This window comes from Sphingobacterium bovisgrunnientis (genome assembly GCF_009829085.1).
In the GTDB taxonomy this organism is placed as follows: Bacteria; Bacteroidota; Bacteroidia; order Sphingobacteriales; family Sphingobacteriaceae; genus Sphingobacterium; species Sphingobacterium bovisgrunnientis.
Genome location: NZ_WUQY01000007.1, coordinates 105,522 through 118,648 on the forward strand (window position 1 = coordinate 105,522; position 13,127 = coordinate 118,648).

12 protein-coding genes are annotated in these 13,127 nt (G+C 37.2%); 6 read left to right on the forward strand and 6 right to left on the reverse strand.

Annotated elements, in window-relative coordinates; all coding sequences use genetic code 11:
- The first annotated feature begins 230 nt into the window (after positions 1-230).
- Both GOQ16_RS05605 and GOQ16_RS05610 read left to right on the forward strand, forming a co-directional pair.
- On the forward strand, positions 231-857 hold the full coding sequence (locus GOQ16_RS05605) for a metallophosphatase domain-containing protein (protein ID WP_160068400.1): 627 nt from the start codon (positions 231-233) through the stop codon (positions 855-857).
- 17 nt (positions 858-874) lie between these two features.
- A complete protein-coding gene (locus GOQ16_RS05610) occupies positions 875-1,198 on the forward strand; it encodes a DUF3024 domain-containing protein (protein ID WP_204987427.1) in 324 nt (107 codons plus the stop codon).
- A gap of 231 nt (positions 1,199-1,429) precedes the next feature.
- On the opposite strand, the gene GOQ16_RS05615 is transcribed toward GOQ16_RS05610, so the two are convergent.
- The 5 genes from GOQ16_RS05615 to GOQ16_RS05635 all read right to left on the reverse strand — a co-directional run bounded on the left by GOQ16_RS05615 (position 1,430) and on the right by GOQ16_RS05635 (position 9,585).
- Positions 1,430-2,005: an RNA polymerase sigma factor gene (locus GOQ16_RS05615; RefSeq protein ID WP_160068402.1), complete on the reverse strand. Its 576-nt coding sequence runs from the start codon at positions 2,003-2,005 to the stop codon at positions 1,430-1,432.
- A gap of 190 nt (positions 2,006-2,195) precedes the next feature.
- A complete protein-coding gene (locus GOQ16_RS05620) occupies positions 2,196-3,029 on the reverse strand; it encodes a hypothetical protein (RefSeq protein WP_160068403.1) in 834 nt (277 codons plus the stop codon).
- Between the two features lie 16 nt (positions 3,030-3,045).
- Entirely contained in the window at positions 3,046-4,737 is a 1,692-nt protein-coding gene (locus GOQ16_RS05625; protein WP_160068404.1) for a RagB/SusD family nutrient uptake outer membrane protein, read from the reverse strand.
- 6 nt (positions 4,738-4,743) lie between these two features.
- Positions 4,744-8,235, reverse strand: coding sequence for a SusC/RagA family TonB-linked outer membrane protein (locus tag GOQ16_RS05630; protein WP_240140963.1), 3,492 nt, complete (start codon positions 8,233-8,235; stop codon positions 4,744-4,746).
- 132 nt (positions 8,236-8,367) lie between these two features.
- On the reverse strand, positions 8,368-9,585 hold the full coding sequence (locus GOQ16_RS05635) for a FecR family protein (RefSeq protein ID WP_160068405.1): 1,218 nt from the start codon (positions 9,583-9,585) through the stop codon (positions 8,368-8,370).
- A gap of 191 nt (positions 9,586-9,776) precedes the next feature.
- Between GOQ16_RS05635 and mnmE the strand changes: the two genes are divergently transcribed.
- From mnmE to GOQ16_RS05655, 4 genes are all read left to right on the forward strand, one after another.
- Positions 9,777-11,156, forward strand: a complete 1,380-nt coding sequence (gene mnmE / locus GOQ16_RS05640) for a tRNA uridine-5-carboxymethylaminomethyl(34) synthesis GTPase MnmE (protein WP_160068406.1) — start codon at positions 9,777-9,779, stop codon at positions 11,154-11,156.
- 261 nt (positions 11,157-11,417) lie between these two features.
- Complete coding sequence (locus GOQ16_RS05645) at positions 11,418-11,639, forward strand: hypothetical protein (RefSeq protein ID WP_160068407.1); 222 nt, start codon at positions 11,418-11,420, stop codon at positions 11,637-11,639.
- A 50-nt stretch (positions 11,640-11,689) separates the two neighbouring features.
- Positions 11,690-11,776 (forward strand): hypothetical protein, encoded by an 87-nt coding sequence (locus GOQ16_RS18405; RefSeq protein WP_438865726.1) that lies wholly within the window; start codon positions 11,690-11,692, stop codon positions 11,774-11,776.
- A 2-nt stretch (positions 11,777-11,778) separates the two neighbouring features.
- Entirely contained in the window at positions 11,779-12,069 is a 291-nt protein-coding gene (locus GOQ16_RS05655; RefSeq protein ID WP_192922508.1) for a hypothetical protein, read from the forward strand.
- Positions 12,070-12,179: 110 nt separating this feature from the next.
- Here the strand turns inward: GOQ16_RS05655 and GOQ16_RS05660 are convergent.
- The coding region (locus tag GOQ16_RS05660; RefSeq protein WP_160068408.1) for an IS4 family transposase at positions 12,180-13,127 on the reverse strand (948 nt) is incomplete at its 5' end.

Sequence of the window (13,127 nt, forward strand, 5' to 3'; positions counted from 1 at the left end):
GCTCATAATAAGGAAAATAGGGTTGGAACTTATCGAGTATGGTTAACTATTAGCTTTAATATAATACTCAAATTAATATCTGGATATAAAAAAATAAGACGTTATTATAACTTCTAATGTAATCAAAATGTTGATATATCACCAAAATCTATCCAAAATAATGCAGTACGCTTTTATAAACAGATCTTTAACTTTTATAGTTATAATGCGAATATTCTTTAAATTTGAAAATGCAAATAATTGCTATATCTGATACGCACGGTAAACATCGAGACCTTATTATTCCTGATGGGGATGTTCTTGTTCATGCTGGGGATATTAGTAGCCGAGGAACAAAGCAACAGGTGATAGATTTTTTAGAATGGTTTGTTGAGCAAAATCACGCGCATAAAATATTTATTGCAGGAAATCATGATTTCCTTTTTGAACAGGCAGAGTTTGATGAAATATCTCGAATAATTCCTGATGGGATAATGTATTTGAATGATTCAAGTGTAGTGATTAATGGTTTCAAATTTTGGGGATCACCTATTACTCCGTGGTTCAACAACTGGGCTTTTAATCGTGATCGTGGGGCAGATATTAAAAAACATTGGGATTTAATTCCCAATGATACAGATGTTTTGATTACTCATGGCCCACCAGTAGGCATTTTGGATCAAACTTTTTATGGAAAACGTACAGGGTGTGAGGATTTGCTTTCACGGGTACACCAAGTAAAACCTAAATACCACATTTTTGGACATATTCACGAACAATACGGAAACGTTACGAAAGCAGAAACTACGTTTGTTAACGCTAGCGTATTGGACGATTGGTATGAAATGAAGAATAATCCAATAATATTAAATTTATAATGAAAGAACCTATTTCTATGATAGAAGTTCAGTTAAAGAACTTCGTAGAGGCAAAAAGACCGAAAAACGAAGAAGTTCGTAAAGAATTAGATTTTGGTTATTCTTGGGATGGACAAACTGCCTTACTATTTGAAATCAGACCGCAATGGAATGATCCAACAAATATTTTAGAGTTGCCATATGCGAAACTAAGATTTGCGAAATCTTCTAAATTATGGAAACTTTACTGGATGCGTGGAACGGGGAAGTGGGGGACATATGAGCCAAAACCTAACTCCAATAATTTACATGAAATTTTAACAGCAATAGATCAGGATAGTTATGGTTGTTTTTTAGGTTGATGTAATTTAGGAGATGTATTTCCTCAAATCATTTTTAGTTGCACGATGATTTTATTGGTTTCCATCTTTGCTCCATCCCAAACGCTAGTCACATCTTAGATTTTAACTGGTGCTTATTATTCGAATACCTATTTTTGAGCAGTATTTTTAAAGTCTCTTCATAGAACATAAAAATTGAAATTAATACTTTACTCAAACTTAGATTAAGAATTCACTTTACATATATTTATACTATAACAAATGTAATAGTGTTGCGAGTTGATACAAAGAGATGTTTTTTTTCGAAAATACACCGCGCAGGGTAGTAATAGCTTTTGAACGAGCGAAGTATACTGTACTAGCTGTTGTTTGCAACTCTTCACATACTTCATGAGTAGTTTTACCTTCAATGATAGTGAGACGAAAGATTTCAGCTTGTTGTTTAGGGAGTTTTTCCAGTTCTTCGCCAAGAAGGGTGATGAGTTCAGTATGGATTATTTTTGTTAAAATATCATTTTCACTGTTTGGGATTCGAAAGGCTTCCTCCATTTGTCCATGAATGTAGCGCTCTCGAACCTTCTTTGCTTGATCTAAACAGCTATTACGTACTACGACGTATAAATAACTTTTTAGCTCTTCTATGCAGAAAAACTGTGTGCGATTTTGCCAGAGCTTAACAAAAGATTCAGAAATTATTTCAGGGATAATATCTTTGTCCCGAACAAGTTTATAAGCGAAAAAATGAAGATTATGACTGTATAAATCCATAAAATACGATAGTGCAGACTCACTACCCAATCTAAGATTAGTTAAATGTTCTTCTTTCATTTCCAATGGTAGGATTTATATTGGTTATGATAAATATACTATTTTTCAAAACTTTATGCAAGAATTTTAAGCGATTTATTTTCTGATTTTGTGATTCATCTACCTCTGGACTATGAGATTTACGCATCATAAAATAGGGGTACAATAACCTATGTTTATGTACCCCTGTTTTGCAATAGATAAAATGTTTTTATTGTACTTTAAAAGCCCAAAAATAAGCAGCTCCCCATGCCCCTGTACCTGGTGGTGCGTAGGAAAGCATCATCTCGCTTCCGTTTAACACCAATATATCATATTCGTATACAGGTATTCCACCCTCGTCTGGAGATTTACCACAGAGTACTGTAACTCCTTTTGTAGTAAGTTTACCTTTTGCCCAAACTGTTCCGTCCTCAAGAAGTACCTGCTTGTCCATTTCGAATTTATAGGAACCCTTTTCAATAGTACCGTTTGATTTCACTTTGTGTAGTTCAGCATTGTTTAGATAAAATGTCATTTTAGCACCTACACCCTCATTAGCTGCTTGCCCATTAATATCCGATTCTTGCAATGTCCACCAAGCGGGCCCAAAATTACCCTTGTATCCACCATTACCCCATACTGCAGGTTTATCTGTATCCCAAACCCAAGTCTTTTCGGAGCCCCCTGTAAGAAAGCCCCATTCTAAAGGCACTTCAAAGGTAAGTTCATCGATATCGACGGTTAATGATTTGGTAATTGTAGTACCATCAGCGTTTCGTCCTGTAAATAATATTTGACTTTGCCCAGTGGCCACCATCAACACGGTGTCAGTCATTTTTTGTGTAACACCTACCCCAAAATTCCAAGATGATAGTACTGGGCTATTATTTACCAATATGACTTTATTACTTTTTTTTCCATTTACGATTATCGGCGTTGCGCTGATTTTTAGTTCCTCGGCAGTAATAGCAGAACCTATATTCATACGGTCTTCTAGGGGATCACATGCAAGAACAAATAATGCGAGTAAACTATATAGAAAATATATTGTACGATTTTTCATGTTTTTAGATTTTAAATTACCATCCAGTATATTCGTGAGCGGCTTCGCCCCAACCTTTATTTTGTAAAAGCACACCATCAGATAGTGCGATTTGTGATGTAGGGATAGCCCAGAATCCTCCTGTAGCCTCATACCTAGCTCTGTATCCACCCCCAAAACCTCTCATCTGTGTGTCGACATTCTTATTTTTAATAGCTACCCCTTCTTGACTTGCTAAAGCATCAGCTGCATCGTGCCAGCGCATTAGGTCAAAATAACGTAATCCTTCAAATGACAACTCCCAACGGCGTTCGCGTTTCAGCGCAGCTAAGGAATAAGTAATAGCAGGTAATTTAGCTCGATCGCGTACCCGGTTAAGGTTTGTGGCTGTTTCTGTTAGCTCAGAGTGCATCAATAATACATCAGCAAAACGAATCAACACCATGTCTTGAGTATGTGCGAGCTGATAATCAGCTTGTGCTCCATCGGCAAGAATGGCATAAGAGGGTATTAAAGCTTTATTGTCATATGCGGTTATGGCTATATATTTTTTCTGCCAAAATCCGGTTTCTTCCATTTGGCTGTCTGCCCCATAAATATAATCTGATAAATCAGTCTCAACATTTATAATTGAACCTTCACGGCGTATATCATTTGGTTCTGCAGCACGCCAGTCATCCCATAACTTAGTATTCACCGGACCAGCACCCCAGCCTTGTCCAAATGGAAAGGTGTTAGCTTGACCATTATTGGAACGTAAGCTTGAGTGTAAATTCAATTGATTGGTATAGCCCAAGATATAGGTATCACCCCAATCCGCTAGAGTTCCAAATTTTACAGCGAAAACTGTTTCTTTATGCCCTTCACCAGCATATTCTAAGTTATTATCTTTTGCATAAGCATAATCTGGCTTGGTTATTCTATTAGAATACGGCCAAAGGTTACGGAAGTCATCAATAAGTCCATGCCCACTATTAGAGATACAATCTTCCAACCATCCTATGACTTGAGCTTTACCTACGCTTCCACCATCGGAAAGAGGTAGCTCTGATTTAGCGTAATAGCCTGTATAAAATAGAAATACACGAGCCATTAAAGCTTGTGCAGCCCATCGTGTCGCGTGACCGGAAGTCACTGTATTGTATGGCGTGTTAGGCATGATCTCTATTGCCGTCTTAAGGTCTTGCGCGATAACGGCATACGTCTCCTCAGCAGGCGATTTCGGTACATTTGAAACTATTGATGAAGTCACCAAAGGCACCTCCCCAAACATTTGCGATAATTCAAAATAATAAAGTGCACGTAAGAAATGTACCTCACCTAATGTTTGATTATATTCAGCTTCAGTAGACCATCCAGTAACTTGGCTTAATGTCTCTAATGCAGTGTTTGCACGAAAAATACCTTGATAACGCGCGGTCCAAAATGTTAAAAATCGATCAGGTTGCGTATTCATCAAGTGATCTAATCCTTGCATGTCACGGTCATTCTCTCCGCCACCTCCAAATCTATCATCAGAAGCAAGTTCAGCCATATAAAAATGTGAATTTTGTACATTTGTAACTGCTGCATTCAAGCTGTTATATATGCCCGTGAGCATGACTTGTGCATCAGCTACTGTTACGGGAAAATTACCTGTATTCTTTTTGTCAAAACTTTCTGTATCTAAGAAGTTATCGCACGAGCTTAGGCTTGCTGCCAATAACATAAGTATAAATGCTTTTTTCATCTCTCTTTAAAATTTAAGGTTAAGACCAAACATCACTGTACGTGGTTGTGGGTAAAAACCCAAGTCAATTCCAGATACCCAAGATCTGTCATTACCATACCCAATTTCTGGATCCATTCCGCTGTAGTTCGTAAAAGTTACTAAGTTCTGTACCGTAGCATAAAATCTTGCTTGTGTAAAAGGTGCTCTGTTCCATAAACGTTTGAAATCATACCCTAATGTGATATTTTGTATTTTTACAAAATCACCGTCTTCGATGTAGATATCAGAAATATTTAAAGTATTGGGGTGTGCACCATTGGTCAATCGTGGGTAACGATTACTTGTACCTTCTCCATGCCAGCGTTGAAAGATTTCTGTCGTATAATTTTGTAATGGACTATCTGCAAAAGATCTATATGATTTCGCGATTTGATGACCAAAAGAACCAATAGCAGTCAGATTTAGATCAAATCCCTTATAGCCAAAATTAAAATTCATACCTCCACTAAAGTCAGGATGTGGATTTCCAATAATTGTTTTATCTAAATCTGTAATTTGTCCATCACCATTATAATCTACAAAGATTACGTCTCCAGGTTGTGATGTTGGCAACACGCCATGACCTTGCGCACGAAGCTCATCAATTTGTTGTTGGTTTTGGAAAATACCAGCTGTTTGAAAGCCGTAAAAATAGCCAATGGGGTAATTTACTTGTGCACGATACATTTCTTTAGTAGACTGACTCAGTACGTCTGAAGCTCCATGAATAATACCCTCTGAGTTTGCAATCCTTAACACCTTATTTTTATTGAAGGCACCATTAATTCCTACACCGTAAGAAAATTCACCTGCATTATCATTCCAGTTTAAGCCAAACTCGACACCTTTGTTTTCTACATCTCCACCATTAATATATGGCGCACTCGTACCATAGATAGCTAGAACAGGAGCCTGAACCAACCAGTCTTTGGTCGTCTTTTTGTACCAATCAAATACTAGATTTAATTTATTTTTTACAAATCGTGCATCAAAACCGATATTAATTTGTTCGGAGGTTTCCCATTTAATATCAGGATTAGGCAAAATATCTGGATAAGCACCACGTATAAGTGAGGTTTTATTATCACCGAAATAATAGCCATTTTTTTGATTTATAGCTATTGTCGCTAAATATTGAAAAGGATCTATGCTGGCGTTACCATTCTGACCCCAAGAGGCTCTTACCTTGAAGAAATCTATTGTGCTATTATCTTGTAGAAACGATTCGTTGGATAGAATCCACCCTGCAGATGCTGAAGGGAAGTATCCCCAACGGTTGCCACGTGCAAAATTAGAAGATCCATCCGCACGTAAGGTAAACGATGCCATATATGTTTCTTTTATATCGTAATTTGCGCGTCCAAAGAAAGAAGATAATCTGCCAGCAGGCCATTGCATTCCGCCTACTGCTGGAATAAAGTTTTCGTAACCTTGGCCATTGCCTACGAAAGCTTTGTCCCATTGTCCAGGGAACGAAGAATTTGCTGTAGTCACGCTTAAGCCTTCTCCTAAGCCTCCTTTTTCAATTGATTGTCCGATGACAACATCTAACTGATGTTCATTTACAGGTTGGAAACCATAGCTCAGCGTGTTTTCTAAAACCCAATTGTAACCTAAGCTCTGATTTTGTGAAATGTCATCAATAGGATTAGTAATTGTAGTTGAAAGTTGATATGTAGGGGTGTACTGACGGTAAGAAGACGCACTCATGCGGTAACCAAAATTTGTACGCCACTTTAACCCTTCAATTGGTTGTATCTCCAAATAAGCATTTGCTGAAAGGCTGTGACTTTTTGAAAGATTTTGTCCACGTCTGTAATACATTTCGGCCGCCGGATTTGCCGTCGCACCATCAAATATCCATCCGTCATTAACTTTATCCAGATGATCATAAAAATTGCCCTCACTATCGTAAATAGGTAGGAGAGGGTTGCCAACCAACATATTGTGTACATCATTCCAATAGATATTTCCAATACCTATTCCAGAGCGATTACTATAGGCGTAGTTTACATTTTCACCAAATTTTATGACATCGAAACTGTCATTTTTATACAATACATGTTCCGAATTAATACGAGCGGTGTGGCGTTGAAAATCCGGTTCTACAGGTGCCCCCATAATTCCCTCTCTATTGGATAAAGAATAGCCAATCGAAAATTTAGATTGCTCGTTGCCGCCCATCATATTAAGCGATAAATTTTGTAAAAGAGCATTATCCTTACTAATTTCTTTTAACCAGTTGGTTCCATTCCATGTACCATCTTCAATCTGTTGGTATTGCTTTGGAATAAGAGAAGCCCAATCGTATGGTGCAGCACCTTCATTGAATCGACGCTCATCTTGTATGGTCATATATTCTTTTGCTGTTAAAAGCGAAGGAAGTTTGTATGGATTTTGAAAGCCTACATAATTATCTAAATGAACCTGCGTACGACCAGATTTACCTTGTTTGGTCGTGATAAGTACAACACCATTCGCTGCCCGTGAGCCATAGATAGCTGCAGAAGCAGCATCTTTTAGGATATCAATACTTTCAATGTCCGAAGGATTAAGCATGTCAATACTTCCTCCTGGAATCCCATCAATAACATAAAGAGGTGAGGAGTTTCCTATAGTTCCTAATCCACGAATAGTAACTTTAAAGCTCTCGCCGGGCATTCCCGAATTTTGCGTAATTTGCACGCCGGGAGCCTGACTTTGCAAACTTTCTAGAATATTTGGCGTACTGAGTTTTGTAAGGTCATCGCCTTTTACCTGAATAGTAGATCCCGTAGTCAATTTCTTTTTTAAGGTACCATAGCCCACCACGACTACTTCCTCCATACTATCATTGGCTTGTGTTAACGTGATTTGTACTGACGTCTGATTCGTTATAGTCATTTCAGTATTTTCATAGCCTATATAGCGCACTTGTAGTCGCGCTGGTGTACTAGTCACTTCTATACTAAAATTCCCCTGACTATCCGAAGTTACGCCTGTTGTAGTACCTACGATTACGATGATAGCGCCAGCGATAGGATTACCTTGTTGGTCTACCACGCGTCCTTGCAGGATGCGGGATTGTCGTGCTGTATTGGTATTTTTAACGTTAGTAGCTGTATTTTTAGTTGCAGCTCTCTTTAGTATTAAAGTGCCGTCAACCATTTCCCAATCGATAGACTTCGGGCTTAGCAGTTTATCTAATGCTTTATCTAGCGGTGTATTTACAATCTCAGCACTTAGTATTGTCTGTGAAATATCTTTCCCATTGAGTAAAAATGGAATACCATGTTGTGCTTGGATGGATTGCATTACTTTGATGAGCGGTGTATTCTTGGCTCTTATTGTGATATTCTGTGCATATCCATGGAAAGCTGATACCTGAAAGTAGCATAGTAAGGTGAACATTATGGTCATCTTAACTGGCAGCATCCAAGTCGATAAAGATTCGTAAAAACCTTTATACTTAAATTTCTGAGTAATAGGTGTCATCATGTTGAGTTCTCAAATTTTGGTTTATTTTGTTTAGTGTTCCTGCAGAACTTTCTCTGCCATTTGTTGCTGACGGTCTAGGCTCCATACCTTTTCCGACAATAGGTTGTTTTCATTGTTTATCTCATAATTAGATTATTTAATTACATATAGGTGATGCTGTGTAGCTTGCTTTTTAATTTGGAATTTTACCCCACTTTTTTCTAACAAATTCAAAACTTCACTTAGCTTTTTATTCCGTGCTATTTCTCCATAAAAATGCATATCCTCACGATTGCTTTGATCGTGAATTTCTACTTCATACCAACGGCTAATGTTGCCTAGCACTTCAGCGAGTTCAGTCTCATGGAAGAGAAATTTATCTTTGGTCCAAGCGATATAGGCTGAGGCATCAACAACTTGCTTTTGTATATTACCCCAGGATGTACTAGCTTGCTCATTAGGTTGTAAATGAACTTTATTTTTTCCGTTGCTTACTGTAATTCCTCCTTCGACAAGTGTACTTATCGTTGATTTTTCGTCTGCATACGCACGAATATTAAATTGTGTACCCGTAACGGATACTTGCTGCTGCGCGGTATGTACGATGAAAGGAACTCTTTTTCCCGCTTGCATCTTTTTTACTATATCAAAATATCCTTCACCAGAAAGTGTTACTTCTCGCGAATCTGGAGCGAATGCTAGTGGGTAGGTCAGCGTTGACATGGCATTAAGGATGACACGGCTTCCATCAGCTAATACTACGCGGTACATGCTGCCTTTAGGAACATGAATCGTAGCGTTGAGGTTGCTGAGCTCACCAGCATCAAGACTGGTAACTGCTGTTCCATCGGTGTAGTTCAGGCCTTCTGCTAGCATAATACCCTGCTGGTCATTGCGCAACTCGATTTTTTCACCGTTAGATAAAGTTAATGTGGTCTTATTTATTGCAGGAGAAAGATCCACTTGACTGCTTGTAAGGTTGCTTTCCGTGCTTGATTGCTGATAAACGAACCAAAGCCCCGCAAATAGGCATATTGCTGCGGCAGTACTTGCGGCAATTTGTAGCAAGCGAATAGAGTTACGTTTCGATGAAGGAGATTCTTCTACATCAGGTACATGTAAGTCTTGCTGTATACGCTTGAACGTTTGGCTTTTGATGCTTTGCAGTATGTCATCATCCATCAATTTTCGTGCAGCCAGCCAATCCTCATATTCGCGAATAAGCGTATCACCCTGCAACAGTTCTTCAACATATTCTCGTAGTATAGGATCATGAGCAAGTTTATCTTCAAGCAGTTGCTGTTCAGCTGGAAGAATTGATCCCTCAATATATTTTTTTAGCAATACTGCTAATTCGGAAGATGTCGACATGTCGTTTATAATGGTTATACTGTATAAACGAATATTTTAAAATAACCTTAGCAGAAAAATGATTTTTTTCAATTCAAAATAAATGAGCTTAAAAGATTGTCGTCTAATCAAGTGTCTGGGACTTTGCTGAAGCTAATAAGGCTTCTTCGAATTAATTTCTACTGCCTTTAAAATTTCCTAACTTTGTGGCTATGTCATTTAGCACATCAAATACACAAGATACCATAGTAGCATTGGCTACATCACCGGGTTCGCAAGGCGCTATTGCTGTTATCCGTGTTTCTGGAGCGGAAGCAATTGCGCTGGTTAATACTGTTTTTAAGGGTAAAGATTTAATCAAACAAGCTTCGCATACTATTCATTTTGGCACCATCCGTGAAAGGGAAGAGATTATTGATGAGGTGTTGGTTTCCTTATTCGTAGGACCTAATTCTTATACAAAGGAAAACTCTGTTGAGATCTCTACACACAATTCCAAATATATTATTGAGCGTGTCATCAATTTACTAATTCGTAAAGGTGCGCGCGCAGCGAAGCCAGGAGAATTTACATTACGTGCTTTCCTAAATGGAGGATTAGATCTATCTCAGGCGGAAGCGGTAGCTGATTTGATTGCGTCAAATTCTGCCGCTTCACACCAGGTTGCTATGCAGCAAATGCGTGGTGGTTTTTCAGATCAGTTGAAGAAACTGCGTGAAGACCTGGTTCACTTTGCTTCACTTATTGAACTTGAATTAGATTTCGCAGAAGAGGATGTTGAATTTGCAAATCGAGATCAGTTGAAGAATTTAATTCAAAAAATTTATTCGGTAATTAATAAATTGATTTCTTCTTTCGAGCAAGGTAATGTGTTGAAAAATGGTGTTCCAGTCGTTATTGCTGGTAAACCAAATGTGGGTAAATCCACTTTATTGAATGCCTTATTGAATGAAGAGCGTGCTATTGTATCAGACATTGCGGGAACCACGCGTGACACGATAGAAGATGAAATCAATATTAATGGTATTACCTTCCGATTTATTGATACTGCAGGGATACGCGATACCGAGGATGTAATCGAAGCGAAAGGAGTGGAGCGTACAAGAGAAAAGATGAAGCAAGCACGCTTAATTATCTATCTTTTTGACCCTACACAAGATAAAATTGAAGCTGTACAGGAGCAGATTAAGGAAGTCGATGGGCTACAAATTCCTTTTGTTACTATCATTAATAAAGCAGATCTTCTTACAGATACACAGAGACAAGATTATGAAGTGTTAACACCACTTTATATATCAGCCAAAGAGCAGTTAGGTATTGATGAGCTGAAAGATGAATTACTTGATCAAGTGAATCTTTCCAATATTAACACTGACGATGTCATGGTAACAAATATTCGACACGTTGAAGCACTTCAAAATACACAAACTGCACTAGAAAAAGTATTGTATGGTATAGACAATCCAATTACCTCAGATTTCCTTGCAATGGATATTCGTCAGGCTTTACATCATTTAGGTGAAATTACAGGAAGTGTTACAACAGATGATTTGTTAGAGAATATATTCTCTAAGTTTTGTATCGGAAAATAAATCGTAATAAACGATAATAAACTATAATTACCAATAATATACAAACCCCTTAAAATTAACATTTTAAGGGGTTTTTCTTTTATTTTTTTTTTATATTTGGTTTGCGTTCTATGTTATGGATTTGTACGGATTTTGTACGTCGAAAATGAAAAATACAAAATCCGTACAAATTTAAAATGAGGTGGTGGAATTATGAAACATCAGGAAACATCAGGAAACATTACGAGGTGCTTTCATGAAACATTATAAACTAAAATAAACATGTCAAGTAATATTAAGACTAGTCGTATTTGCGATTATTGTGGAAATGCTTTCTTAGCAAGGACAACAGTTACCAGATTCTGTGGCAAATCTTGTAATAGTAGATTTTATAAAAAACAAATTCGTGATAAAAAACTACTGAAATCTCTGGAAGAATCTCGTGAAAAATTAATAAATCCTATATCTACTGAAGTTGGAACAAATGACCAGTACTCAATATAGTTGAAGCATGTCAACTATTAGGAGTTAGTCGAACCACATTATGGAGATTAATTAAAAATAAACGTATTAAAGTTACAATGATCGGTAGGCGTGTTATTATAGCTCGAGCAGATATTTTTGAATTTATAAAGTTATAACCATGATAAACGTTAAATTAAGAGAAAGTCAATTGAAAGATGGTCGTGTAAGTCTATATTTAGACTATTATCCTCCTATTGTCAACCAGAAAACAGGTAGGACCACACGAAGAGAGTATTTAAAACTATATTATAATAAGAAAACTAAAGATCCCTTAGAAAGGCAAAAAAATGAAATAATAAAGGCTGCAGCAAATAAAATTCGAATAGAAAGAACTAACAGTTTACTTACTGGTGCATTTGAAGAGGGCTATTTTTTTTTCACAAGAAGAAAGCTTTTTAGATTTCTTTAAAAATGAATCACAGCTGTCCTAAATAAATTTAGGGTGTAAAAAAATCTGCCCTCTTCTATTAATTAGGAAAGCTTTTTGTGAAAAATCAAATTATATCCTCACTATTTTCTTTAGAAGAGTTTATACTGTCCAATTTTATCAGGTGGTTTTCCTGAAAAGAATGGATCATTTGCCCATTTCCAGAGATCAATTTTCACAAATATATTTAAGCGAATAAAGTTCACCAGATTGGATAAGTTCCATTCATATTTAGCTTTCTTCTGTATGTATTTGAAGAGTAGTATTCCTATTAATGCAGTCCAAATTTGGATGTAGACAGCGTTTTCTGAGGTTCCAACAAAACTGGTTACTTTCAGACGCTGTTTTAGATGTTTGAAGAAAGTTTCAATCTCCCATCTTTCCTTATATAAAGCTGCTACTGTTGATGCTTTCCATGTAAAATTGTTCGTTAAGAACTCATATTCAGCATTATTTATGCTGTCCCAAAAACGAACTAGACGCATCTTCTTTCCTTGATAGTGTTTCTTAGCATCCCCGTCAAGCTCAATGAGCTGATCCATAATGATGTTATTTTCCTTGAGTGCTTCACTTTGAAATGATCTCACCACAGTATATTTCATGTTGCTTTTACTGCGTGTAACAAAAAAGCATTGATTGCTGTCCAAAACATTCATCCAAGCATAATCAACGTAGCCTCTATCCACTACGACCACACAACCTTTAGGAAATGAAATGGTCTTAGCTATTTTAGATTCATGTTGTTTGCCATCTGTGATATGCACAAAGCTCGGCATACAACCATCATAATCAAGTATAGTATGTAGTTTAACAGCTCCCTTAGCACTGCGGAACTTCGCCCAGTCAAATACACTTAAGCATAAGGGAATAATGGTAGCATCCATTAAAAAAACTTTACGCTTGAGTCTGTTAAGCTCAGTTCGTCTAGGGGAATTTCTATTCCACAAATGCTCCAAAAGTTTATAATAAAGGTCTCGGAATAGACGATGATCGCGATGTTTGTTGATGTAGGATAGATTGGACTTGCTAGGCGTTCTAGA

Excerpts from the sequence above, each read along its gene's own strand:
- GOQ16_RS05605 (WP_160068400.1), top strand. The coding sequence starts at position 231 with ATGCAAATAATTGCTATATCTGATACGCACGGTAAACATCGAGACCTT.
- GOQ16_RS05610 (WP_204987427.1), top strand. The coding sequence starts at position 875 with ATGATAGAAGTTCAGTTAAAGAACTTCGTAGAGGCAAAAAGACCGAAA.
- GOQ16_RS05615 (WP_160068402.1), bottom strand. The coding sequence starts at position 2,005 with ATGAAAGAAGAACATTTAACTAATCTTAGATTGGGTAGTGAGTCTGCA.
- GOQ16_RS05620 (WP_160068403.1), bottom strand. The coding sequence starts at position 3,029 with ATGAAAAATCGTACAATATATTTTCTATATAGTTTACTCGCATTATTT.
- GOQ16_RS05625 (WP_160068404.1), bottom strand. The coding sequence starts at position 4,737 with ATGAAAAAAGCATTTATACTTATGTTATTGGCAGCAAGCCTAAGCTCG.
- GOQ16_RS05630 (WP_240140963.1), bottom strand. The coding sequence starts at position 8,235 with ATGATGACACCTATTACTCAGAAATTTAAGTATAAAGGTTTTTACGAA.
- GOQ16_RS05635 (WP_160068405.1), bottom strand. The coding sequence starts at position 9,585 with ATGTCGACATCTTCCGAATTAGCAGTATTGCTAAAAAAATATATTGAG.
- mnmE (WP_160068406.1), top strand. The coding sequence starts at position 9,777 with ATGTCATTTAGCACATCAAATACACAAGATACCATAGTAGCATTGGCT.
- GOQ16_RS05645 (WP_160068407.1), top strand. The coding sequence starts at position 11,418 with ATGTCAAGTAATATTAAGACTAGTCGTATTTGCGATTATTGTGGAAAT.
- GOQ16_RS05655 (WP_192922508.1), top strand. The coding sequence starts at position 11,779 with ATGATAAACGTTAAATTAAGAGAAAGTCAATTGAAAGATGGTCGTGTA.